Source organism: Acidobacteriota bacterium (assembly GCA_009861545.1).
GTDB lineage: Bacteria > Acidobacteriota > Vicinamibacteria > Vicinamibacterales > UBA8438 > WTFV01.
Window position 1 is genome coordinate 1 of record VXME01000150.1, and the last position, 23,660, is coordinate 23,660.

Sequence of the window (23,660 nt, forward strand, 5' to 3'; positions counted from 1 at the left end):
TTTATCTGGTGCCACCCCGCCCGGCCTCCCCCCCCGCCCGCCGCGCCCCCCCGCGGGGGCGGGCCCCCCGCGGGGCGGCGCCCCCCCCCCGCCCGCGCGCGCGCCACGACGAGGACCTCCCGCAGGCCAAGTGGGGGCTGGGGCCTAACGCGTCGCCCTGGCGACGGGTTAGGCGGCGCTCGCTGCTCGGGCGGGGACACCGGCGAGCGCCATCGCCGCGGACGCCTCTGCCCGGCGGGCGCCCGTCACATGCCCCAGACGGTGACAGGCGCGCGGCCGCCGGACCGTGCGCGGCGGAAGATCTTCTCCTCCCAGGTCTTGGTCTCCGAGCGGTCGAAGACGATCAGGTGGCCCGCCTCGGCCCCGCAACGACCCATGTAGCCCCGCGTCTGCTCGACTCCTTCGCGGACAGTCGGCTCCAGCCCGTCGCCGCGCACCTTGCACTCGACCACGAAGCGGCGGATGCATCCGGCGTGCGGCCAGACGATCAGCAGGTCCACGCGCCCCCGACCCAGGGCATACTCCCGCTCGACACGCCCCCCGCCGTTGACCACCTTCTGCAGGTATGCCTGCAGCAACAGTTGCGGCCCGGCCTCCTGGTAGCGGTCGAAGCGCTGCGTCCAGTGCTCCGAGTGCTCGCGGAAGAACCGCTGGAACGCGGCGAGGAGCTTGTCGACGTTCAATCCGCCGTCCGCGTCCACGAACCACGCCGCCTCCGCGTCGACGTCGTCCTGCGTGATCCATGTGAGCTCGCGCGGAATCACCTCCGCGTAGATCGGATTCGCGATGCGCTTCGCATCGTGTTGCGCCAGCAGGCCCAGGTCGCGCACGTACTCGACGTCGCGGTCCCGGTCCGCGTAGCCGTCCCGATCCTCGGCGCCGGTCAGCATCGGCAACACCACCCGCCGCACCCGCTCCTCGCGCAGCTTGTCGGCCAGGTTGTCCAGATGCGTCACGCGGGCGAGGATCAGCCGCTCCTGGGCGCCCAGGATGTCCCCTTCCGTGATGGCGCGGGAACGGTCGCGGCCCGCCCTGCTCTTGAAGCACGCCTCGCGACACAACGCGTTCACCAGCCACGGCTGCCCCGCCGTCCGCGTCCGGATCGCTTCCAGCGCCGCCGGGGCGAACGCCTGCCCTGTTTCCGCCGTGTGTTGCGCCAGGAGCGCCCGTGTCTCCGCCGCGGTGAAGTCGCCCAGCCGCAGCGACGCGGACTTGATGTTGAACGCGCTGCCGCCGAGCACCAGCGCGTTCCGCGCCGTGGAGTGGACGCGGTAGTCGCGCACGTCCCGCACCCCGCACAGGATCACGCTGTGCGGGAATCCCCCGGGCCGCTGGTCGTACCCGGCGCGAAGCTGCCGCAGCACCGACAGCAGCGTGTCGCCCACCAGCGTGTCGATCTCGTCGATCAACAGGACGAGCGGCCGCGGGTCGGCGCGGGCCCACCGCGACAACACCTCGAACAGCGCGCCGTCCGGCCCGGCGTCCGCTAGCGCCGCATTCCGCAGCCGCCCCGGCGTCTCGTCGTCCAGCGTCATCTCCGCCCTGGTGGCCAACTGGCCGAGCAGGGCGCGTAGCGCCCGCGCGGTGTCCTCGCGCGCCGCCTGGCCGACCTCGAAGTTCGCGTAGACGCAACGGTAGTCGCCGGCCTCTCCGCTGTTCAACAGATCGCGCAGCGCCAGCAGCGCCGACGTCTTGCCCGTCTGCCGCGGGGCGTGCAGCGCGAAGTACTTGCCGCTCCGTACGAAACCGAGCACCTCGTCGAGGTCGATCCGCTCCAAGGGCGGGATCAGGTAATGCTCGTCGGGGCGGACGGGACCTTCGGTGTTGAACTCCTTCATCGCTTCCAATTTGTCGCAACGCGCCTGTCACCGGTGACGGGCGGGCCCTTCGAGCCGTGTCGGGTCCGTCTCGCCGCTACGACACGGCGCTCAAGGCGACTCGGGCGGTGGAGGGATCACCGGCATCTCCCGGAGGCGCCGCCGGAATTCGGAGAGGTTCGTACACGTGACCGCCGCGGCGACGAACGTGTCGAGCGGAAGGTCCGCATGGCGCGTCACGTCGTCGGCGACGATGTCCGCGGGCGCGTCGACGCCTCGTGTTCGAAGCGCGGCAGTCACCGCCTGCGCGCGAGCCGCCGCGAGACCCTCCGCATGCCCCTGCCGGCGGCCTTTCGCATGTCCCTGCGCCGCCGCCCGCCGGCTCATCGAGCGTGTGAGCGGATCATCTTCCGGGGTCGTTCCCTCGCGCGCGCCCAGCGCCAGCGCCACGCGCTCCAGCGCCCGCCAGCTTTCCGCCGACAACGGCTCCTCCGTCAGCGCCCGGTGGATTTCCGCCGCCGTCCAGCCCGGAAACGCCAGGCTCTCCTCCGCCTCGCGATAACCGTCGCCCCGGCGCACGTGAATCGCCAGTCCCGGTCGCCGCACCGAGATGTTCCACGGGACCTCCGCCCAGATCTCCGGAAACCCGCATTCCTGGTACACGCCGAGCTTCCACCGGCGCACGTCCGTGGAGTGGTCTACCTCCAGAGCGACGTCCGGCAACGGGTCCTCGCCGATGATCACGGCCGAGCCCAGGCCCCGCGCCCGGTCCGGATGCAGATACAGGATTTCGTCGGCCTGCATGATCCAACGCCTGCGGCCCTCCGCGTCCCTGCGCAGCAGATCCGCCGATCCGAGGCACAGGATCCCGGAACCGCGCAGCGAGGCGATTCGCTCGACCAGTCCCGTCAGCCGACGGGTCGGCCGCTCGTGCCACGTGGAAGTCGGCTCGCGGGTCTTCCAGGCGGTCTCGGTGGAGCCATCCCAGAATTCCAGGTGGCCGTCGTAGGCATCGAGGGCGCTCTCGGGCAGATGAAACGACTCGCATCCGGGCAGATCCGGCGGGCGGGCGGTTGCCGGCAGCGCCGGGGCGGAAGCGACCGGCCGCGGCTCGAACAACGTGAAGGCGAACGACCCGCCACGGTGCGCTTTCCGGTCGAGTGCCGCCACCACACCATTCTAGCGCCCCGAAACGACGCGCAGGCTCGGCGCGTCGACCCATCCCCCCGCTCCATGACCTTGCGCCTCGGCACCTGGCTTCTCCGCGTTCTGCAGCGCAAGCTCCGCCCGTCAATCGTCGCTATACGGTCTTGCGCCGGCTCCGCACTCTCGATACAGTGCGGAATCGTACGGGGAGGACAACCATGCCCAAGGCGACACGGAAGGATGCGAGCGTCAGTCGGAGGGCCTTTCTCAGGAAGGGCGCGACCGCCGGCGTCGGCGCGACCGCGCTGGCCGGCCTCGGCGGACGGACCCAGGAGGCGGAGGCGCAGGACTTCTGGGACATGTCGGCTGATCTGGTGACCATCGGCGCCGGCACCGCGGGGCTTGCGGCGGCCGTCTCCGCCATCGACCACGGCGCCTCCGTGATCATGGTCGAGGAGAACACCGATATCGGCGGGCACGGCCTGTGCTCCGGCGGCAACGTGCACCTCGGCGGCGGCACCAGCAACCAGAAGAAGCACGGAGTGGAGGACTCTGCGGATCAGGTGTTCCTGGACTGGATCCGCCACGACCACCTGCAGAGCCGCTACAGCGACCGGGACCTCGTGCGCGCCTTCGCGGACGAGAACGCCGCAACCTACGAGTTCCTGATCGAGAACGGCGTCAAGTTCCAGGACCACCTGGTCGGTCCCACCCAGGCCTCGCGGGTGCGCCGGCAACAACGCACCATCCAGTGGCCGGTCGCCAGCGAGCGGGTCACCCATCATCCGACCCGCGTGGGGTCCGGCCTCGTCCGGGCGCTCGAGAAGAGCGCGCGGGCACAGGGCGCGGAGGTCCTGCTGCGTCACAAGATGCAGAGCATCGTGCGCGAGAGCCCGTCGTCGGGCCGCGTGCTCGGCATCACGGCGACCCACGACGGCCGCACCGTGAACATCCGGGCGAACAAGGGCGTCCTGGTGGCCACCGGCGGCAGCACCAGCAACGTGACCCTGCGCCGCACCTTCGACCCGCGGCTGACCGAGGAGTACCAGGTGGCGGGCGAGCCCTGGTCGCGGCAGAGCGGAGACGGCGAGCTGGCCGCGATGGCGGTCGGGGCATCGCTCTGGGGCACCGCCAACCAGACCTGCGAGCAGGGGATCGCGATCTCGAAGACGCGCCACATCGGGTGCCAGTGGGGCTACTCCAGCCTGATCTGGCAGACGGACAGCCGCATCTTCGATCTCGCCCGCGCCTCGGGCCTGACCGTGATCGACTGGCAGGATCTGATCCTGGTCAACCAGACCGGCCGGCGGTTCTGGAACGAGGTGGATGCCCGCTACGACTTCTTCGCCGCGGCCATGGCCTGGAGCGGCGACGAGAACAAGCTGAACGGCGGTGGTCCCATCTGGGCCATCTTCGACCAGGACGCGGTGGAGCGGGAGGAATGGGATCCGCGTCCGCCCAACGTCGATCCGGACTACTTCTTCCAGGCCGATACCCTGGCCGAACTGGCCGCCGCGATCAAGAACCCGTACCAGACGCTGTCGATGTCCGGCGCCACTCTCGAGGAGACCGTCGCGCGTTACAACTCCTTCGTCGACCTCGGCGAGGACGAGGATTTCGACAAGCCCACGCCCCGCTACAAGATCGAGCGGCCGCCGTTCTATGCAGCGTGGTCGACACCCATCCTCCACGACTCGCTGACCGGGTTGCGCACGAACGCGAAGGCGCAGGTCATCGACATGCGGGGTCAGGTCATCCCGGGGCTGTACTGCGCCGGGGAGTCGCAGGGGGGCTTCGCGCAGCACGGTCTCGGCCGCTGCCTCGTCTTCGGCCGCATTGCCGGCCGTGACGCGGCAGTCAACGGGGGGATGGCGTAGCCGGCCCGGCAATCCGCAGGCGCAGCGGGTGACGCCGAATCGGGACGAAACCGCAGTGACCGACAAGGTAACGCCGCCGGCAGCAGCCGGCGGCACGGCCATCGACCCCGGAGGCCGCAAGCCGACGAGGGAGTCGCATCCGACGAGCATCGCCGTGTGGGGCGTACCGTCGCCCGTCGTGGTGAGCCGCCGCTTCGCGGCGACCGTCGGCGTGAAGTGCGCGGCGGGGTGCCCGCTGGCGGGCCGGCAGGTCGTGGTCCGCGACGCGGCGGGGGCCGACGTCGGGCACGGAAGCCTCGGAGAGAGCCCGGCGCCCGGCACCCGCGCCCTGTACGCCGCGGAGGTGATGCTGGAGGCCCCGGCCGAGGAGGGGGTCCACGCCTGGACCGCGGCTTTCGGCGGGACGGAACCCGACGCGGCTCCGGCGCAAGAGTCGGTCTCTCCGCAGGAAGCGACTCCATCCCGCGCGGGACAGCCGGTTCAGCCCGCGACGCCGGCTCCGGCGCAGCACCTGCCGTCCGAGCACGCTCACCCGGCAGCGCCGGCTCCGGCGCAGCAGGCGGCATGCGAGCACGAAGGCTCGGTCACCACGTTCGGTTTCCGCGCGGTTACCCGGCCCGAGCACCGCGTCACGGTGACGGTCGTCGATCGGGATACGGAGACGCGCCTCGCCGGCGCCGAGGTACGGGTGGGCGTCTACCGGGGGACGACCGACGCGAGCGGACAGGCCCACGTCGCGGTGCACCCGGGAAGCTACGACCTCTACGTGCGCAAGGCCGGCTACCAGCCGCACGCAGACCGCATTCCGGTGGTGTCCGGAGACGTCATTCGCGAGGTGGCGGCGGTGCGCGTAACGGACGCGGACCTGGACGACGACCAGGTGTGGATGTGACCATCAGTGTCCCTGGGCCGCTTCCTCGGCGGCCCGACGCTCTTCCTCTCGCGCGCCGGCCAGGATATTCGTCAAGCCGTAGTTGCCCTCGTGGCAGGCGTGCTCGAAGATCGGCCCGATGGTCTGCTTCATCGGCATTTCGGCCGTCCAGGGCGCGTCCCAGGTCTCCGGATCCTCCACCGTGAAGCGGTAGATGATGGTGTCATCGGCCGCGCGGGTGAACCGCTCGGTCACCTGGAGGGCGGGGCCGGCGCCGCGGAACGGGTTCTTGCCGTTGTAGTTGGTGGTTTCGACCACCAGCGTGTCGCCCTCCCAGCGCCCGCGCGACTGGCCCATCCATCCGCGTGCGCCGGCCGGCGGCGCCGGTCGGCCGTCGAGCGGGATGATGCGCGCGTCATGAATCATCTCCGTGAGGATCATGACGTAGTCCCGGTTCTGGACGATGTGGTAGTTGGCGTTGTAGCCCGCGTTCATCATCGGCGGGCCGGCGCCGCGCATGACGATGCAGCGGGCGCCGAGCGGCAGGTTCTCCGCCCGGTCGTACTGTCCGCCGCGCGCCTCGCGCGCCGCCCGGCGTTCCGCCGCGCGCTGCTGTCCCTGCGCATTCACGGGCGGGATTCTGCCGTTCGGCGGATCCACGATCAAGGACGTGCGCAGGTTGCGCGCGAAGGTCGACTGACTCCGGTCGAGCCCGAACTGCGTGAAGTCGTAGTGCACGTCGGGGATCGTGCCGGGGGTCGTCTGCGACGCCTCGCGCACCGCCCTTCCCTGCTCGATGGCGGCCGCCTCCTCGGGGGTATGGAAGGCCGTGGTCACGCCGTCGGGGCGCTCGAGCGGGGTGTAGGTCTGGTTGGTCCAGAACCCCTGCAGGTCCGGTTGGCCGTCCGCGGTGCGCGGTACCGCGTAGGCCTCCTGCTCCGCCGCCCGATTCGGCGCCGAGGCATCCTGACCGCCGGCGGGGACCACGGCGACCAGGGTCACGATCCCGACGAGAACGAGCGCGCGATGATGCATGGCGTGTCTCCTTCCAGCCGCGAGCACCCCGATTCGACCGGGGGCGGCGAACCGGCCGGCTCGGACCGGCGGGTACGGCGTCCTGCGGGCCACTCTACTACACGCGCCGCGGATCCGGGCGCGGCGCGATCCATGCTACGATCGAGCTTCGAGTCCTGAATCGCGAGCAGGCGTTCCTCCACCCGGAAGCCCGCTCAGAGTAGCGGGTGTCGCCGGGTACGCTCTCCGGCCCTTCCCTCCTCCCAGATTCTCTTGCGGACGCCCGTCGGGTCGACGGGCGATCACCGAAACGATCTGCGCCCGGGTGAGCGCGGAAACTGGAGCACGTACCCGCATGCAGTTCGCCGACCTGGGCCTGCGCCCGGAAATCCTCCGCGCGGTCGCCCGCGCGGGCTACGAGACCGCCACGCCGATCCAGGCGCGGGCCATTCCCGCGGCGCTGGACGGGCAGGATCTGATCGCCTGCGCACAGACCGGCACCGGCAAGACGGCGGCCTTCCTGCTGCCGATTCTGCAGCACCTGGGCAGCGGCCGGCCGTGCCGCCCGCCGCGCGCGCTCGTGGTCACGCCGACGCGCGAGCTCGCCGCCCAGATCACGGAAGCGGCCCGGCAGTACGGCTGCTACCTGCGGCTGCGCAGCACTGTCGTCTTCGGCGGGGTCGGCATGGAGCCGCAGGAGCGCCGGCTGCGCGGCGGCCTCGACCTGCTCGTCGCCACGCCGGGACGGCTGCTCGATCACCTCGGGCGGGGCCATGCACGGCTCGACCGCGTCGAGACCGTGGTCCTCGACGAGGCGGATCGCATGCTCGACATGGGATTCCTGCCCGACGTCCGGCGCATCCTCGAGGCCCTGCCGGAATCGCGCCAGAACCTCTTCTTCTCGGCGACCATGCCGGACGAGATCGAAAGGCTCATCCGCCGGACGGCGACGAATCCCACCGTGATCGAGGTAACGCGTCGGGCGACGCCGGTCGGCGCCATCAGGCAGGTGGTTCACCCGGTCGCCATGACCAGCAAGAAGGACCTGCTCAAAACGCTTCTCGAACGCGCGGACATGGGACCGACGCTGGTGTTCACCCGCACGAAGGCCCGCGCCGATCAACTGGTGCGGCGCCTGGAGAAGTCCCGGCGCCAGGTTGCCGCGATCCATGGGAACAAGAGCCAGGGCGCACGGACCCGCACCCTCGCCGGGTTCCGCGACGGCAGAATCGACACGCTGATCGCGACCGACATCGCCGCCCGCGGCATCGACGTCGAGGGCATCAGCCACGTCATCAACTTCGACCTGCCCCACGTCCCGGAAGACTACGTGCACCGCATCGGTCGCACGGCGCGGGCCGGGTCGAGCGGCCACGCGGTCTCGCTGGCCGCACCGGAGGAAGGGCAGCAACTGGCCGCCATCGAGCGATTGGTCGGGAGCGCGATCCCGCGCGAGACGGTAGCCGGATTCGACGCCGCGCTCGACGTGACGGCACCGGCGCGACGGCGCCAGACGCCTCGCCCGAAGCGCCGCCGTCGACGACCGGAGGGAGGCGGGTACGCGCGCACCGCCGGGCCCGACAAGGTCGGAGCACCTGCCCGACCGCGCCGCCGCCCCGTCCGTTGATTCGGGGAGACCGGGTTCCCGGGTGACCGCGTGAATCCTCTCGGCGGCGCTATTCGGCGATGTGGACTTCCGCGATCGCGATCCCGCTCTCGCCGGCCACGGCGTACAGCAGAAAGATGCGCCCGCTGCCGGCGTCCTCGAAGATCGCGGGATCGCGGAGCTGGTTCACGTGCCCGTAGGCGGTGCTCCGGACGGACGGCTCGAGCGGCGCGTCGGCCCCTTCCCAGTCGAACTCCGGCCGCAGCACCTCGATGCCCGGGGTCTCCTTCCAGGTCATCCAGTCGCCGGCCAAGTCGATGGTGCTCAGCTTGATGTGCTCGGGCGCCTCGCCCACCTGCGTCCAGAAGACGTAGAGCGTGTCGTCCCGCTTCAGCAGCGCCAGGTGGCGCATGTCCGCATTGAACAGCAGCGGTCCCTGCTCGAACCCGCCGAGCGGATCCCGCGACCGGTAGAACTGCCCCGGCATCGACAATGCGTAGGTGTAGCCGCCGTGCTCGAACACGCGCATGTAGGTCCGGCCGAGACGTTCGGGCCGCGTCTCGAAATCGATGCCGTCGGGAGAGGTCGCCACCCGCGTCGTCTGCGTGCTGACATCGTCCAGGCCGTGGAAGTACATGACGATGCGGCGATTGGCGTCGTCGACGTGCACGTCGGGCGACGCGATGTGCGGCGCGGTCGCCTCGAACAGTCCGTCGTGCGACATCGGCACCCCGCGCCGTTCCTGCGAGGCGCGCAGCCGCGCAGCCACTTCGGGGGCGACCTCCGGCGGCTCGGTCAGGAAGTACGAATCGGCGATCTGCAGGCTGCCCGGCGGGTGGATGGTCCACGGCCCGAGCAGGTCGTCGGCGTACGCCAGGCGGATGTAGAGGCCCTTGTGGTCGGCGAAGTACAGGTAGTACCTGCCCAGCCGGTCCTCCACCCAATCGGGAACCTCGATCAGGGACGGGCCCTGGATGTTCACCCCGATGCTCGGGTGCAGATCCGGGGTGATGATCGGTGCGTCCAGCAGGCGCTCGACACGTACTTCGGACTCCGTCGTCTGTGCGTCGGCCGCGGCGGCTCCAAGAGCCATTGCCACCGCGGCGACGCCGATAAGCGTTCGCATCGTCACCTGGTCAACCCTCCAGACTCCCGGCGATCTCCCGAATGGGCGAAGGCATCGCTCCTCGTCACGGCCGCAGCTCGCGCCCCAGGCTTTCCAGGCGCCGCGCGCCGGCCAGAATGCCGGTCAGCCCGTAGTTCCCCTCGTGACAGGCGTACTCGAAGAGGTCCTGGTCGGTCCGGCGGAACGGCATCATCACCGTGTACGGCGCGGTAAAGACGGTCGGGTCCGTGACGGTGAACTCGTAGGCGACGGTGTCCGGATCGATACGGGTCAGGCGCTCTATCAGGTGCATGTTGGGTCCGGTGCCGCCGCTCTGCCCGCCCCGGAACTGCGTGGTCTCGATGACCAGGGTCTCCCCTTCCCAGTGCCCGCGGGAGACGCCGGCGAACTGCGGGAACGGCGGCTTCGCAGTGTCGTCGTCGATCGGAATGACGCGCGCGTTGTGCACCATCTCGTTGAGGATGGTCACGTAGCCCGGCGTCTGGAAGATCATCACGTTGTTGTTGTAGGCGCTCGACCGCATGGGCGGACCGGAGTTGAAGCCCATGATGCAGCGATCGGCGAGGCTGCGGTTCTCGTACGAGTCGTAGCGGTGCTCCTCCTGATAGGCGCGCCGCTCCGCCGCCGCCTGGATCGCGGCTTCGGTGCGCGGCGGCAACCGGCCGTCGGGCGGATCGACAATCAGGGAAGTCCGCTTGTCGGAGGTCAGCTCGATGCCCCGCTCGTACCAGAACTCGTTGTACGACAGGACGCCCCCTTCCGAACGCGGGCGATAGCCGGCCGCGCCCTTCTCCGGGTCGAAGAGGTCGCGGTTCAGCCGCACACGCTCCGCCGCCTCGAACGCGGCGGCCTCTTCGAGCGAGAGACTCTCCCGCCCTTCGAACTGCGCGGGCCGCTGGAACGGCGTCAGGGTGCGGAAGGTAAAGGTGCCGGACACGTCGGGCTGGCCATCCGGCGTCCGCATCGGCATCGTGCGCTCACCGGCCTGCGCGGCTGCGTCCGCCGGCGTGAGCGTGAGCACAACGGTCAGCACGAAGAACGCCGCGAGACAACTCCTGAGCATTTCCAGCCTCCCCTCCGCCGGTGACGCCCGGCGGGCTCTCGACAAATCACGGTACGGGAATCTCGACCGATCACAGTAGACGCGGGCGAACGGAAACGCAAGCGTCTCAGTCGCTCTCGGCCATTCGATCGGAATGTCCGGCCATCCAGTTCGTTGCGCCCCTTACCGTGCACCCGATGTCGCCGAGACGGGTCGTGAGCAGATCGTCACCGCGGCAGCCTGAACGCGACCAGCGACGGGGCCTCGCCGCCGACGGTGAGGGCGATGTACTGCCGGCCATCCAGCATGTAGGTCATCGGCGTCCCGATAGCGCCGCCCGGCAGGTCGACCGCCGCCAGCGCCTCACCGGTGGCCTTGTCGTAGGCGACGAGCTGCGGCCCGTCGCCGGTGCCGCCGGCCGTCAGGGACTGCACCAGCAGCGTCTTCGTCACCAGCGGCCCGTTGCGACCGCTGTCCCCGCCCAGCGGCGGCAGGTCGAGATCGCGCAGCAACGGGTGGTTGCGGACGCGGTCGCCGTCGCCGAGCGGCGTCATCCAGCGATGTTCGCCCGTGTTCATGTCAATGGCCGTCATCCGCGAGTACGGCGGCTTCCAGAGCGGCAGCCCCTGCGGCATGACGGGCGTACGCCGCGGGTTGCCGCCCTCCAGGAACGGCGCGCCGCCGCGGCTGAGCACGTAGCGCAGGGTCGAGTCCTCGCCGGGTCCCGGCTCGCGGAACCGCATGACGGATTGCGCGTTGCGCGACGGGATGTAGATGACGCCGGTCTCGGGATCCACGGCGCCTCCACCCCAGCTCGCGCCGCCGCCCGCGCTCGGGCGGAAGATGGTGCCGTTGAGGGAGAGCGGCGTATACAGGGGGCCCAGCCGGAATCCCTCCACCGCCTCCAGCGCCATCTGCCGGACCTCCGGCGTGAAATCGATCAGGTCATCGATCGACGCTCCCTGGTACTCGAAGGGAGCCGGCCGGGTCGGGAACGGCTGCGTCGGCGCCAGCACCTCCCCCGCCAGGTCGGTGTCGGTCGCCACCGGCCGCTCCTCTATCGGCCAGATCGGCTCGCCCGTCACCCGGTCGAACGCATAAACGAACCCCTGCTTGGTCACCTGCGCCAGCGCCTTCACCCGGCGGCCGTCGACGGTGACGTCCAGCAGGTTGGGGCCGGTCGGGTTGTCGTAGTCCCAGACCCCGTGGTGCACCATCTGGAAGTGCCAGACGCGCTGGCCGGTCTCCAGGTCGACGCAGATGAGGCTCTCGGCGAACAGGTTGTCGCCGACCCGGTGCCCGCCGTAGTAGTCCGACGTGGGCGTGCTGGTCGGCAGGTAGACGTAGCCGAGCTCGGGGTCCGCCGCGATGTTGCCCCAGACGTTGGTGTTGCCCGAGTAGCGCCAGGCCTCGTGCAGCCACGTGTCGGATCCGAACTCGTCGGCGCTCTGCGGCACGGTGTGGAAGTCCCACTTGTGCCGGCCCGTCCGCGCGTCGTAGGCGCGGGCGAAGCCCGGCGCGTTCTCCCTCCGGAGCAGGTAGTCGTGCACCGACGAGCCGACGATGATCGTGTCGCCGACCACGAGCGGCGGCGAGCGGGAAGGAGGCGGCAGCCGGCTGGGGTTGTCGCGCGCCCGCGGGATCCCTTCCTCCAGGCTCACCCGCCCGTTGTCGCCGAAGTCCGCGGCGAGCAGCCCGGTGCGAGCATCCACCGCGGTCAGGTAGCCGTCGCCCGTCCCCCAGATTATCCGCGCCTCTTCGCCGTCCTCCCAGTAGGCCACCCCGCGGTGGTTCCAGGGAGACGGCAGCGGCGGACTGCCGGATTCGTAGACGCGTGGATTGTGGATCCAGAGCGTCTCCCCGGTGTGGGCATCGATCGCGGCCGCCTGGTACAGCGGCGTGGCCAGGTACAGCACGCCGTCGACCATCAGCGGCGTCGCCGACAGGCGGGCAATGCCCGGGCGTGTCACCCAGAGGTCGGGATTCTCGGCCTCCAGGTGCTCGAACACGGTCTCGGCGGCAACGAGGGAGACGCCGTGCTCGTTCTCGACGGGCAGATGCGAGTCCGCGGTGCGCCAGCGCCACGCCAGCTCCAGGTCGCCGAAGTTGTCTCCGTCGATCCGGTCCAGCGGCGAGTACTTCGTGCCCCAGGCGTCCGCCGCATAGGAACGCCACTCGCCGCCGGTGGCCCCCTGCTGGGCGACGGCGGGGAGGGCCGCGAGCCCCGTTACCAGGAATGCTCCGACCAGAGTCCTCTTGTGCTGTCTCATGCGACTCGCGCTTCCCTTCGGTTGCCTCAACGACCGCTGACGACTTGCGGGCAGCTCACCGCCCGGGACGCCGAGCGCGGCCGCGCCCGTGGGCTACTTGAGGTCGGCGAACGCCACGTCGCGAGCCCGGAACGCCGCGGTCAGCAGACGGCCGGCGTTCACCGCGGCCGGCCAGCCGGCGTAGAACGTGACATGCAGCACCACCTCGGACAGCTCCTGCGGGGTCACGCCGTTCTGGTCCAGGGCGCGATCGATGTGCAGCCGCAGCTCGTTGGTGACGTAGAGCGCCTGGTTCACCGCCACCGTGACGAGGCTGCGGTCGCGCTTCGACAGCGTCGGCCGCTCCCAGATGTCGCCGTACAGCAGGCTGTTCCGCAACGCTCCGAGCCGCGGCACGGCCGCGTACGCGTCACTCAGACCGCCCGGCGTCGTCACCGCTTCCTCGAGATCGGGGGCGCGCGGCAGGTCGCCCAGGGTCACTCCCCGTGCCTCGAACGCCTCGGCCGCCGTCAGGGACGCCTGCACCCCGGTCGGCCAACCGGCGTAGAAGGTGACGTGCAGGATGATCTCTGAGATCTCCTCCGGCGTCAGCCCGTTGTCGAGGCCGCGCGGGATGTGGATTGCCAGCTCCTCGCGGGCCAGGGCCTGCAGAACGGCGATCGTGATCAGGCTGCGATCCCGCTTCGACAGGTAGGGACGCTCCCAGACCTCGCCGTAGACCAGGGTGTTTCGCAGCTCACGCAGATAGGGCGAACCGGCGTACAGGTCGGGCGCCGGCAGCGCGGGCACGTCGACCTGTTGCGCCGCCGCGGGCGCCGCGCCGGCGGACGGCAATCCGCAGGTCACCACGACCGCGACCAACGCTGCGACCTGAACCAGCCGTGATCTCTTCATGGTTCGTACTCCTCAACGGTGCCCGGATTCTCTCAACCGTCGAGCGGCTTCCTCCGCGACCGCTCGGCTCCCGGACGCAATGGTACCCCGGTCGAAGCGAATCGTACGGAGTCGAAGGGACTGCGCCGCTACGGGAGAATCCGGAGCAGGGCCACGGTCAACGTCACGATTCCAAGGCCCTGAAGCCACAGTGCGCGATAGATGTCGGCCTTGAACTCGGCTATCTCCTGCCGCACACGTTCGATGTCGATGCGGGTGGCGACGTCGTGCGCCAGCGGGATCGCACCTGCCGCCGCCTTGGCGGTGGAGTCGTCGACTCCCGCCGCGCGGAACGCTTCGTAGACTTCGGTCACGAGATGACTCACCGGTTCCCTGCCCTTCCTGGTGGGGGTTCGGAAGCAGAGACAATTCGAGTATACGGGATCGCCGCGGCGGGTTGGGCATCAGAAACCCGGCCGCCATTCCCAGGCGCAAACCTGGGTCGACCCGCGCAGCCACTCCAGCGCTGGTGAACCGATCGGGCTGCCCGGAGGCGCAACAGGCATGGGCGCGGCCGGATTCGGAACGGGACCACCCGGTCGCTCGAGGAAGCGTTCAATCTCGCGCCGCAGCAATCGATTGTGGGTATCGGTCGCCGATCGTCGGGTGTGGAGAGTGTGGATGCGCTCCAGTGTCTCCGCCGCGTGGGCGCGCACCTCCGCCATGGGAGCGCCCTCGGCGAGTCCCATCAACCGTTCGACGACAACCCGCTGCACCGCCCGCCGGACCGCGCGCGCGTACGCGGATTCGGCCGGCGTGTCGAAGACACCCTCCACCATCGCTTCCAGTACCTCCTCCAGGTCCGGCAGGGTGTCGTCGAGCATGGCCTGCTCGACCAGGCGGGCAGCCCGGGACGGGACGAGCATCCGCGAGACGGTCAGATCCGCCGCGACGATGGCCGGCGTCAGCGCATCGAACACCGGACCGGTCCGGCGCGGGAACAGCTCCCGATGCGGGCCGTGGCCCGGCGGCCGTGGAGGAATCCGTTGCAGCACGCTTTCCGGCAGCGCCAGCTCCGCCGGGTCGAGCGTGCGCAGGAGCGCCGCCAGCGCCGCCCGCTGGCGATCGCCCGGGACGGGGCTCACCGGCACGCGGCCGTCGCCCCGCAGCGCATAGACGTAGTCCACCCCGCCGAGCGCGGACGCCGCGGCATCGACCTGGTAGCGGTGGTGCAGGTAGAGCGGCACCAGCGCTTCCTCCAGCGTCGCCAGCGGGCGCCCGGCGGGAATCGCGCTCTCGCCGAAGCGGTCGAGGGCGACGCGGCGCACTTGCAGCATCCGCTCCAGCTCGCGGGCGGGGTCGGTGCCGTTGGCCCACAGGTGGACCCGCGGGTGTGCGGCGGCATCCTGGTTCGTCAGGTAGCGCAGGTCCTCGTCCCACGCCTCGTCGAGCAACCGCTGCAGCGCGGACGCCGTGTCGGTCCCGTCCGGATAGTCCTGGTAGCCATAGGCGATGGCCACTTCGTCCCATTCCCCGATGCCGACGTCGTAGGCGTCCGACAGGTCGATCTGCGCGTCCGGGCCCAGCGTCACGAGCGGGTGCGGGTAGTCCATGACCGAGATCCGTCCCTGACTGCTCGCGTAGTAGTTGTGGCCGAGCCCCAGGGTGTGCCCTACCTCGTGCGCGGACAACTGGCGGATCCGCGCCAGCGCCAGATCCGCCAGCTCGGGCACTTCTTCGTCACCGCGCAGATAGGGCGAGAGCAGTCCCTCGGCGATGAGGTAGTCCTGCCGGACGCGCAGGGAACCGAGCGTGACGTGTCCCTTGATGATCTCGCCCGTGCGCGGATCGGTCACCGAGCTGCCGTAGCTCCAGCCCCGCGTGGAGCGGTGCACCCACTGGATGACGTTGTAGCGCACGTCGAGCGGATCGGCTCCCTCCGGCATCAGCTCCACGCGGAAGGCGTCCCGGTACCCGGCCGCCTCGAACGCCTGGCTCCACCAGCGCGCGCCATCCAGCAGCGCCGAGCGGATCGGCTCCGGCGTGCCCCGATCCAGGTAATAGACGATGGGCTCGACCGCCTCGCTGGTCTCCGCGCCCGGGTCGCGCTTCTCCAGGCGATGCCGGCGCAGATAGCGGCGGGTCATCGGATCGCCGAGCGGGGCCGCGTAGTCGACGTAGGAAACCGCGCCGTACCCGGCGCGCGGATCGTAGGGCCGCGGCGTATAGCCATCATCGGGCAGCGCGATGAAGGACTGCCGCTGCCGCACCGTCACCGCTTCGGCGCTGGGAGTCACCGCGTCGATGGAGCCGCGGCCGAAGCCGGGTCCGTCCCCGCGGCTCTCGCGCGCAAACGTGAGCGTGGCCTCCATCTCGGTGTTCTCGGGAAACGCCATCGTCCGGGCGAGGTGGACGGCGCTGCGCCGGCCGTCGAGCCGGTACGCGCCGGGCAGGCGATCCGCGACGCCGTGGACGTCGCGCAGCAGGAACGGCGTGGCGTCGACGAGGAAGCGATCGTCGGTGCGCGCGGCGGCCGTGAACCCGAACAGAATCGAGGTGGCGAAGGCGTCCTCCACCGCCCGCCGTTCGTCCGGGTTCGAAGTGTCTGCGCGGTAGGCGTAGTTCGGCTGAACCATCAGGATCTTGCGGCCGACCCGCTCGAACCGCACGATGCGCGTGCCGCCGAGCTGCCCGCGGTCCAGACCGATATCGTTCGATCCCACCCCGGCGGCGAGCGCATTGACGTACAACACCTCGACGCCGAGACGGCCGATCTCCAGCCAGAGCGTCCCGGCGTCGTCGTCCCAGTAGAGCGGAAAGAAGCCGTCCAGCCGCTCGAACCCGGCCGTATGCGACTCGATGGCCGGCAGGCCGCCCTCCCGTGCGCCGGCCGCGGCCGGCCAACCGAGCGCGGTCGAAATTGCGATTGCCGCTGCCGCCCGCAACGTGAACCTGGCCCTGATCATCCGCTCTCTCCTTCGGCGAGTCCGTTTCCGCCGGCAGCGTAGCACGCAGTTGGAGCGCCCGCGGCCCGACGCGGCGCGGGAAACGCGGTGGCAACGGAGGGCCGGTCGGTCAGTTGCGGAATGGCTCGGACTCGTCGACCACCACGCGGAAGCGGCGGAAGCGACTGTAGGTGGCCACGCCTTCGACCTCCGAGCCGCTCTCCAGATTGTGGTAGCGCTCGCGCATCTCCACCGGTGCGGGGTGTTCCAGCTCCGCGGGCATCCCGTAGCGGACCGCGACGAGCGATTCGACGTCGTTGCCGTCGAGAGCCAGCTCGCTGGCCAGCACGCGGCCGCTCGCAGCCTCGATCCAGAAGTGGCCTCGCGCGGGCACGTTCTCGCGATCGCCCCCGCGGACTACGGTGGTCGGCGCCGTTTCCCGGTAGGCGACGACCCACACGCCGGCGCTCTCCGGCAGGTCGACGCCCAGGCCCGGCGGACGGTCCGCTACGCGCTCGAACGCGAACCGCCGCTTGTACGACTCGCGCAGAAAGAGGAGCGCGAAGGTCGGCGTGTTGGTGGTGCGCCGGACGTCGCCGACGTTGTAGCGCGCGCTCTCCGCCAGAATCCCCCGCACCCGGTCGTCCAGCGACGCCCCCGTGTCGAGAAAAAGCCCGGCCAGCCGATCATCGCGATCCCGGACCCGGCTGCCGTTGGCTTCGAAGACGTCCCGGAAGCCGAAGTGCCGGCGGGCGCCCTCCGGCTGGACCAGGAGATAGTCCGAACGCAGCGTAGCGCGTTGGACGGCGTCGTTCCCGCGCCGCTGGAAGACGCCGGACTGCGTGGCCCGCTGCTCGTACCGCTCCTCCATCACGACGCCCGAAAGCTGCGCGTGGAGCTGCTCGACGTAGTGCGTCGCACGGACGAGCACGAGCCAGAGCGACGGCTCCTGCGCCAGACCCGGCAGCGCCGGAGCCAGGGTCAGGGTCAGCGCCAACACCGGAATCAACGTCCGAATCCCGGTGGGCGCCGTACTGCCCCTGGCGGCCTCGTTGTCCATGTTCGCCTCCGTCCCACCTGTCACAGGAGTGGCCTCGGACGACGACGCCGGCGCCCGCGCTCGATCAATCGCGAAACGGCGCCGACTCCTCCACGAGCACCTGGAAACGCCGGAAGCGGCTGTAGGTCGCCGTACCCTCCACGCGCGAACCGCTGCGCCGATTGTTGTATCGCTCCCGCATCTCGACCGGTACGAGGTGGTCCAGCTCGTCCGGCCTCTCGTAGCGGACGGTGACCAGCGACTCGAGCCCTTCGTCCTCCAGCGCGAGCTCCGTGACCAGGACGCGACCCGTGCGCGGGTCGATCCAGTAGCGGCCCCCGGCCGGCAGGTTGCCGCCTCGACGACGGCGGATCACGGTGGTCGGCCAGGTCTCCCGGTACGCGATCACCCAGACGCCATCGTCATCCGGCTCGTCGATCCCGAGGCTCGGAGACCGGTCTCGCACGCGTTCGAACTCGAACCGCGGCTTGTACGACTGCCGCAGGAAGAGCAGCGCCAAGGTCGGCGTGTTGGTGTTGCGCTGGATGTCGCCGACGTTGTAGCGCGCGCTGTCGGTCAGGATGCCCTGCACCCGCCGGTCCACCGTCGACCGGCCGTCGAGAAAGAGCTGCGTCAGCCGCTCCTCCCGATCGCGCACCCGGCTGCCGTTGGCCTCGAAGACGTCCCGGAAGCCGAAGTACCGCTCGGAGCCTTCCGGACGCACCAGGAGATAATCCGAGCGCAGGGTGACCCGCTCGTAGGAATCGTTCCCGAACCCGAAGCCCGGCGACGACGCTCGCTGCTGATAGCGCTCCTCCATCACCACGCCGGAGAGCTGCGCGTGCAGTTCCTCGACGTACTCGGTGGCCCGCGCGAGCAACTGCGGCAGCGAGGGTTCCTGGGCCCGACCGGGGCCTGCGGACACCAGGGCCAGCGTCAAGGCGACGCCCGCCGCCGGCGCCGCGCGCCCTGCCGCCGCCAGGCGCGACCACCGGCGCGCGCAGGAAACGATGCCGGTCCGTGTCCAACGTCGACCCATGGGCTTCAGGCGACTATACCGCCGTCGGGCGAAGCGAGCCACCGTCGAGCAGCCGCGCTCGACACGGCGCACTCGCGAGCCGCGCCCGGCGCAGCCGCGCGACGGACTCAGTTGCGGACCGGCGCGGACTCCTCGACGAGCACCTGGAACCGGCGAAAGCGCCTGTACGTCGCCGTGCCCTCGACGCGAGACCCCGTCAGGAGATTGCGGTAGCGTTCGCGCATCTCGACCGGCACGAAGTGCCCGAGCGTGTCGTTCGCCTCGTAGCGGACGGTGATGAGCGCCTCGAGGCTGTCGGAGTCCAGGACGAGCTCGCTGAGGAACACACGGCCGGTCGCCGGTTCGACCCAGTATCGCCCGCGGACGGGCAGGCGCTGATCGTCCCGCCCGCGAATCACGGTGATCGCTCCCGTTTCCTCGTAGTCGACGACCCACAGGCCCAGGCCGCGTCCGGGTGCATCGATTCGCAGGCGGGTGGTGGCGTCGGTTCCGCGGCGGAACTCGAATCGGTCCTTGTACGCGGAACTGAGAAAGAGCAAGGCCATGGTGGGCGTGTTGATGTTGCGCTCGACGTCGCCGACGTTGTAGCGGGCGCTGTCGGCCACGATTTCCCGGATCCGCCGGTCCACCGATGCGGAGCGGTCGAGAAAGAGCTCCATCAGGCGTTCCTCGCGGTCGCGAACGGCTCGTCCGTTGACTGCGAAGACATCCCGGAAGCCCAAATGACGTTCGGATCCCCGGGGCTGCACGAGGAGGTAGTCCGAAAGGAGCGTCACGCGACCGATTCGCGGAATCTGCCTGGCATACTGGGGCGGCACCCGCGAACGCTGCTCGTACCGCTCCTCCATCACCACGCCGGCGAGCTCCCGGTGCAGCTCGTCGACGTATTGGGTCGCCTGCGTCAGCACGGCAGCCAGCGAGGGCTCCTGCGTGCCGCCCGCCGCGGGCGTCTGCGTCAGGGCGAGCGCGACGAGCGATGCCGACCGCATACGGGTCACGGAGAATCTCATCGTTCTCTCCCGTTTCCCCGATGGGCGCCCCGCCGGCGGCGCGGGAATCGCCCACCGGCCGCGCGTGACCGGCAGGAGGTCAAGCATAGCCCGGTCGCCGGCGGATCGCGTGCGCGGATCGTGTGTTACCGTGCGCAGCGAAGGAGTCCCGACATGCACCATTCGATTCCAGTCGGCCGCCGCGCTTCCCTGCTAGCCGCAACGCTCCTGTTGGCGACCGCCGGTCCCGTGGCGGGTCAGAGCCCGGCGGACGCCGAATTCGTCCCCGTCACCGACGCCATGCTGCAGAGCCCCGCGGACGGCGACTGGTTGATGTGGCGCCGCACGCTGGACGGCTGGGGCTACAGCCCGCTCGATCAGATCGATCGCGACAACGTCGGCGACCTGCGCATGGTGTGGACGCGGGCGCTGGGGCCCGGCGCACAGCAGGGCACGCCGATCGCCTACGGCGGCACGCTGTACATGCCGAACCCGAACGACGTCATCCAGGCGATCGACGCGGTGACCGGCGACCTGCAGTGGGAGTACCACCGCGATATCCCCGACGACGTCAACGACTATCTGGGCGGACTGATCAGCGTCAACCGCAACATCGCGATCTGGGACGACATGATCATCGACACCGCCAACGACGATTACGCCTTCGCGCTGAACGCCACGACCGGCGAGCTGGTCTGGGAGACGCAACTCTTCGACTACACGCAGAATCCCGCCCGGCACTCGGCCGGCCCCATCGTCGCCGACGGCAAGGTGATCTCCGGGCGGAGCTGCCGCCCCCGGCGCGGTCCCGAGGCCTGCGTCATCATGGCCCACGACGCCCGGACCGGCGAGGAGATTTGGCGGCGCCGACTCATCCCGGCCCCCGGCGAGCCGGGCGACGAGTCGTGGGGCGGCGTGCCCTACGAGGAGCGAGCCCACGTCGGCTCGTGGATGGTGCCGAGCTTCGATCCCGAGCTGAACCTGGTCTACGTCGGGACGTCGGTCACCTCGCCGGCGCCCAAGTTCATGCTGGGCGGGGTCGACAACAAGCACCTCTACCACAACTCCACCCTGGCGCTGGACGCCGACACCGGCGAGATCGTGTGGTACTACCAGCACCTGAACGACAGTTGGGACCTCGACCATCCGTTCGAGCGGCTGCTGGTCGATACCGCCGTCGCGCCGGATGCGAGCGAGGTGACCTGGATCAACCCGCGCATCCAGCCCGGCGAGGTCCGCCGCGTCGTGACCGGGGTTCCCGGCAAGACCGGCGTGGTCTACACGCTCGACCGGGAGACCGGCGAGTTCCTCTGGGCCAGGAACACCGTCACGCAGAACGTCATCAGCGACATCGACGGGGCCACCGGCGCGGTCACCGAGAACGCCGAGCTCGTCTTCAGTGCGGAGGGCCAGGAGGTCCTCGCCTGCCCCACCTGGAACGGCGGCAAGGACTGGGAGGCCGGCGCCTACAGCCCCCTGACCAACACCATGTACATGCCGCTGCGCAACGCCTGTGCGCGCATGCTGGCGACCACCGCGCCGGGAACCTCGCACTACGCCCTCGCCGTCCGCAACCAGATCGCGCCCGGCACCGACCAGGTCGGTACGGTCCACGCCATCTCCGCCGAGACGGGCGAGACGGTGTGGCTGCACGAGCAGCGCGCGGCCACGATGTCGCTGGTAGCCACCGGCGGCGGGCTGGTCTTCGGGGGCGACAACAACGGCCGGTTCAAGGCGTGGGATCAGGAGACCGGCGAGGTCCTCTGGGAGATCAACCTCGGCTCGGCGGTGACGAGCTTCCCGATCAGCTACGCGGTGGACGGCAAGCAGTACATCGCGGTCGGTACCGGGACCGCCAGCACCGCTTCTCTGTTCGGCCGGCTGACGCCGGAGATCCGGCCCAGCGCCGGCAACAACCTGTTCGTCTTCGCGCTCCCTTGACGCGCCGGGGACGCCATCCCAACAAGGCGCTCTCGGCCGCCTTCGTCCGTTCCGCCCCGCCCGGCAGGCACGCGGACGGCAATGGTCTGTACCTGTTCGTCCAACCGACCGGGACCCGAAGCTGGATCCAGCGGTTCGTCGTCCGCGGACGGCGCCGCGAACTCCGACTCGGCGCCGCCGCGCTCGTCCCGCTCGCCAAGGCCCGCGAGCAGGCCCTCGCCAAACGCATGCTGGCCCGGTCGGGCGGCGAGCCTCTCTCGGAGAAACGCCGCGTCCAGGGCGTTCCCACCTTCGCCGAAGCCGCCCGGCGTGTCCTCGAACAGAAGCGCGACGGCTGGCGCGGCCGGTGGCACGTTCACAACTGGAGGCGGAGCATGGAACGGTACGTCTTCCCCCCGCGTCGGCGACCGGCCCGTCTCCGAAGTCAACACGACCGACGTGCTGGAGATCCTCACGCCGATCTGGCACGTCAAGGCGTTCACGGCGACAGCGCGCAGGTCGGTCGTCGTGCAAGTGCCAGTCATATCGGCTAGGCTGACCTGCGCTGGCTGCTGGGCGAACCGACGTCGGCCGCTCCCAAGGGGAGAACGATGGAACCTTCGAGACCCGTCGCTTGGCAACCCGACCGGCTGCTGCGCGTCTTGCTCACCTGGACTTCACTAACAACACTGGTGTTCTGGCTGCCAACCGTCCGCTGCGCGTTCGACGGCCGCAGCTACGAATGGGGACTCTGGGGCATGCGAGGAGCCGGCCTCTCGGGCGACTACTGGTTCCCAGTTCTCGGAGCGGCGCTGGCGTGCTGGCCGGTGACTCGTGGCTGGCGCGGGGCTCGCCCGCCGTTCCGCTGGGTGTTTCCGGCATGGCACGCCGCTCTGGCAGTCGTCATCACAGAAAGAGCGGTCGCGCTTGGCGACAGGCTCACGTTGCAGCTCGGCACGCTGGGCGTGATCATCCCGCTGCAACTGGTAGGGCCGTTGTTGTTCGGAACGGTCGCCTGCATGGCGATCTACTGGGCGCTATGCGATCTCCGCTCCCCCGCGCAACGGTTGGTCGCACCGCACGACCCGATCGACCGCTCGTTGGCGAGAGTGCTGCTGGCGTTGCTTCCCGTGAGTTTCGTCCTGCTCAGGTTCGGCGAGCCCCACGGGCTGACCGACTTGGTCGGCGTGATCATCGTCGGCGGGTTGTGGTTCTTTCTGCCTCGTGTTCTGCAACCCTGGCTCGTACGAGACTAACTGGTCGTGGGGGGGTGCGAAGAGCCCCGTGGCGGAAGCCCTGGAAGCCCGAAGGCTCGTTGAGCGGCGCGTGACCGTGGTGGACGTGGTCAGCGCGAGACTCGATAGAGCGCTGAGGTCATCCCTACTGCCGCCGAGGTCGTCACCGGCGGCGACCGTGGGGCTCAGCATCCTCACCAGAGGGCGCAACTGACCACCCCTCGCTTGCGGATCTCAGTGACCGGCGGCGCCGGGTTCGGGGCCACCCTGAGCGCCATCGTCCGGATCGTCATCCGTGAGCTTCCCGAGAGCAACTTCGACAGCGCGGACTCGATCATCAAGACCGCGCACGTCCGTCCGGATCTCCGCATGATGGGTCTGCGTATCGGAGCGCAGATCGTCGATCCGGACGTCCGTCCGAGATGAGCCTGGAAGAAAGGCGAGGACGATCTGGACGACCGCAAGCGCGGCGATGGTGAGCGTCAGCCACCACATCCTCTGCCCCTGTGTGTCCGATGCCTGAATCGATCTTCGGTGGATTTCAGCTATCGCCGAGTTTCCCCACTGGCCATCCCTCACAATCTGACCGATGAGTTGCTCGTACGTCATCGCCCGGAGTTCCGTAGCCGAAGGGAGGGTCGGTTGCCCGGAGCCCTGCGGGTCAGTCATGAACGGAGATTCTACGTCGGGCCGGCCTCCGCGAAGCGGCTCGTCGATTCGCGCAAGTGCTTGACGTGGCCGGTGACTGCTTCGTACGGTGGGTCCCCGCAGCCTCCGACGAGATTTTCCGCGTGGTTCTCGGGCGGACCGCCGGGCGTTTCAGGGTCGCGGGAGACGGGTAGACTACGATG

General features: G+C 69.9%; 17 protein-coding genes and 2 pseudogenes. 6 read left to right on the forward strand and 13 right to left on the reverse strand.

From position 1 onward, the window contains the following. The 3 genes and pseudogenes from F4X11_22895 to F4X11_22905 all read right to left on the reverse strand — a co-directional run bounded on the left by F4X11_22895 (position 1) and on the right by F4X11_22905 (position 2,990). Positions 1–126, reverse strand: a pseudogene (locus tag F4X11_22895) (NUDIX hydrolase). 119 nt (positions 127–245) lie between these two features. Continuing rightward, entirely contained in the window at positions 246–1,838 is a 1,593-nt protein-coding gene (locus F4X11_22900; protein MYN67840.1) for an ATP-binding protein, read from the reverse strand. Positions 1,839–1,928: 90 nt separating this feature from the next. Beyond that, a complete protein-coding gene (locus tag F4X11_22905; GenBank protein ID MYN67841.1) occupies positions 1,929–2,990 on the reverse strand; it encodes a hypothetical protein in 1,062 nt (353 codons plus the stop codon). Between the two features lie 191 nt (positions 2,991–3,181). Between F4X11_22905 and F4X11_22910 the strand changes: the two genes are divergently transcribed. Both F4X11_22910 and F4X11_22915 read left to right on the forward strand, forming a co-directional pair. Next, complete coding sequence (locus tag F4X11_22910) at positions 3,182–4,840, forward strand: FAD-dependent oxidoreductase (GenBank protein MYN67842.1); 1,659 nt, start codon at positions 3,182–3,184, stop codon at positions 4,838–4,840. 55 nt (positions 4,841–4,895) lie between these two features. Beyond that, on the forward strand, positions 4,896–5,732 hold the full coding sequence (locus tag F4X11_22915) for a carboxypeptidase regulatory-like domain-containing protein (GenBank protein ID MYN67843.1): 837 nt from the start codon (positions 4,896–4,898) through the stop codon (positions 5,730–5,732). A 3-nt stretch (positions 5,733–5,735) separates the two neighbouring features. Here F4X11_22915 and F4X11_22920 read toward each other — a convergent pair whose 3' ends face one another. Further along, positions 5,736–6,746, reverse strand: coding sequence for a hypothetical protein (locus F4X11_22920; protein ID MYN67844.1), 1,011 nt, complete (start codon positions 6,744–6,746; stop codon positions 5,736–5,738). A 334-nt stretch (positions 6,747–7,080) separates the two neighbouring features. Between F4X11_22920 and F4X11_22925 the strand changes: the two are divergent. Next, positions 7,081–8,664: pseudogene (locus tag F4X11_22925) on the forward strand (DEAD/DEAH box helicase). A gap of 857 nt (positions 8,665–9,521) precedes the next feature. On the opposite strand, the gene F4X11_22930 reads toward F4X11_22925, so the two are convergent. The 8 genes from F4X11_22930 to F4X11_22965 form a co-directional block, all read right to left on the reverse strand. Further along, positions 9,522–10,520, reverse strand: coding sequence for a hypothetical protein (locus F4X11_22930; GenBank protein MYN67845.1), 999 nt, complete (start codon positions 10,518–10,520; stop codon positions 9,522–9,524). 206 nt (positions 10,521–10,726) lie between these two features. Beyond that, positions 10,727–12,769, reverse strand: coding sequence for a PQQ-binding-like beta-propeller repeat protein (locus tag F4X11_22935; protein MYN67846.1), 2,043 nt, complete (start codon positions 12,767–12,769; stop codon positions 10,727–10,729). 93 nt (positions 12,770–12,862) lie between these two features. Beyond that, positions 12,863–13,663 (reverse strand): carboxymuconolactone decarboxylase family protein, encoded by an 801-nt coding sequence (locus F4X11_22940; protein MYN67847.1) that lies wholly within the window; start codon positions 13,661–13,663, stop codon positions 12,863–12,865. A gap of 128 nt (positions 13,664–13,791) precedes the next feature. Next, a complete protein-coding gene (locus F4X11_22945) occupies positions 13,792–14,016 on the reverse strand; it encodes a hypothetical protein (GenBank protein ID MYN67848.1) in 225 nt (74 codons plus the stop codon). A 90-nt stretch (positions 14,017–14,106) separates the two neighbouring features. Next, positions 14,107–16,608 carry a DUF5117 domain-containing protein gene (locus F4X11_22950; protein ID MYN67849.1) on the reverse strand — a complete coding sequence of 834 codons (2,502 nt, stop codon included), beginning with the start codon at positions 16,606–16,608 and terminating at the stop codon, positions 14,107–14,109. 109 nt (positions 16,609–16,717) lie between these two features. After that, positions 16,718–17,647 carry a hypothetical protein gene (locus F4X11_22955; GenBank protein MYN67850.1) on the reverse strand — a complete coding sequence of 310 codons (930 nt, stop codon included), beginning with the start codon at positions 17,645–17,647 and terminating at the stop codon, positions 16,718–16,720. Positions 17,648–17,711: 64 nt separating this feature from the next. Further along, entirely contained in the window at positions 17,712–18,665 is a 954-nt protein-coding gene (locus F4X11_22960; GenBank protein MYN67851.1) for a hypothetical protein, read from the reverse strand. A 107-nt stretch (positions 18,666–18,772) separates the two neighbouring features. After that, entirely contained in the window at positions 18,773–19,324 is a 552-nt protein-coding gene (locus tag F4X11_22965) for a hypothetical protein (protein MYN67852.1), read from the reverse strand. A 63-nt stretch (positions 19,325–19,387) separates the two neighbouring features. On the opposite strand from F4X11_22965, the gene F4X11_22970 reads away from it, so the two are divergent. The 3 genes from F4X11_22970 to F4X11_22980 are packed head-to-tail and all read left to right on the forward strand — an operon-like array spanning position 19,388 to position 22,830. Further along, the gene (locus F4X11_22970) at positions 19,388–21,595 is read left to right on the forward strand and encodes a PQQ-binding-like beta-propeller repeat protein (protein ID MYN67853.1); all 2,208 of its coding nucleotides are present in this window, start codon (positions 19,388–19,390) and stop codon (positions 21,593–21,595) included. After that, on the forward strand, positions 21,391–22,128 hold the full coding sequence (locus F4X11_22975) for a DUF4102 domain-containing protein (protein ID MYN67854.1): 738 nt from the start codon (positions 21,391–21,393) through the stop codon (positions 22,126–22,128). The genes F4X11_22970 and F4X11_22975 overlap by 205 nt, the downstream gene beginning before the upstream one ends. Positions 22,129–22,185: 57 nt before the next feature. Continuing rightward, the gene (locus tag F4X11_22980; protein ID MYN67855.1) at positions 22,186–22,830 is read left to right on the forward strand and encodes a hypothetical protein; all 645 of its coding nucleotides are present in this window, start codon (positions 22,186–22,188) and stop codon (positions 22,828–22,830) included. Between the two features lie 213 nt (positions 22,831–23,043). Here the strand turns inward: F4X11_22980 and F4X11_22985 are convergent, their stop codons facing one another. Next, positions 23,044–23,478, reverse strand: a complete 435-nt coding sequence (locus F4X11_22985) for a hypothetical protein (GenBank protein ID MYN67856.1) — start codon at positions 23,476–23,478, stop codon at positions 23,044–23,046. Positions 23,479–23,660: the final 182 nt, after the last annotated feature.

Bases quoted from the DNA above. Each gene is read 5' to 3' on its own strand.
- F4X11_22930 (MYN67845.1), bottom strand. From the start codon at position 10,520: ATGCTCAGGAGTTGTCTCGCGGCGTTCTTCGTGCTGACCGTTGTGCTC.
- F4X11_22920 (MYN67844.1), bottom strand. From the start codon at position 6,746: ATGCATCATCGCGCGCTCGTTCTCGTCGGGATCGTGACCCTGGTCGCC.
- F4X11_22960 (MYN67851.1), bottom strand. From the start codon at position 18,665: ATGGGTCGACGTTGGACACGGACCGGCATCGTTTCCTGCGCGCGCCGG.
- F4X11_22970 (MYN67853.1), top strand. From the start codon at position 19,388: ATGACGTTCGGATCCCCGGGGCTGCACGAGGAGGTAGTCCGAAAGGAG.
- F4X11_22900 (MYN67840.1), bottom strand. From the start codon at position 1,838: ATGAAGGAGTTCAACACCGAAGGTCCCGTCCGCCCCGACGAGCATTAC.
- F4X11_22940 (MYN67847.1), bottom strand. From the start codon at position 13,663: ATGAAGAGATCACGGCTGGTTCAGGTCGCAGCGTTGGTCGCGGTCGTG.
- F4X11_22985 (MYN67856.1), bottom strand. From the start codon at position 23,478: ATGACTGACCCGCAGGGCTCCGGGCAACCGACCCTCCCTTCGGCTACG.
- F4X11_22950 (MYN67849.1), bottom strand. From the start codon at position 16,608: ATGATCAGGGCCAGGTTCACGTTGCGGGCGGCAGCGGCAATCGCAATT.
- F4X11_22955 (MYN67850.1), bottom strand. From the start codon at position 17,647: ATGGACAACGAGGCCGCCAGGGGCAGTACGGCGCCCACCGGGATTCGG.
- F4X11_22935 (MYN67846.1), bottom strand. From the start codon at position 12,769: ATGAGACAGCACAAGAGGACTCTGGTCGGAGCATTCCTGGTAACGGGG.
- F4X11_22910 (MYN67842.1), top strand. From the start codon at position 3,182: ATGCCCAAGGCGACACGGAAGGATGCGAGCGTCAGTCGGAGGGCCTTT.
- F4X11_22980 (MYN67855.1), top strand. From the start codon at position 22,186: ATGGAACCTTCGAGACCCGTCGCTTGGCAACCCGACCGGCTGCTGCGC.
- F4X11_22965 (MYN67852.1), bottom strand. From the start codon at position 19,324: ATGGAGCTCTTTCTCGACCGCTCCGCATCGGTGGACCGGCGGATCCGG.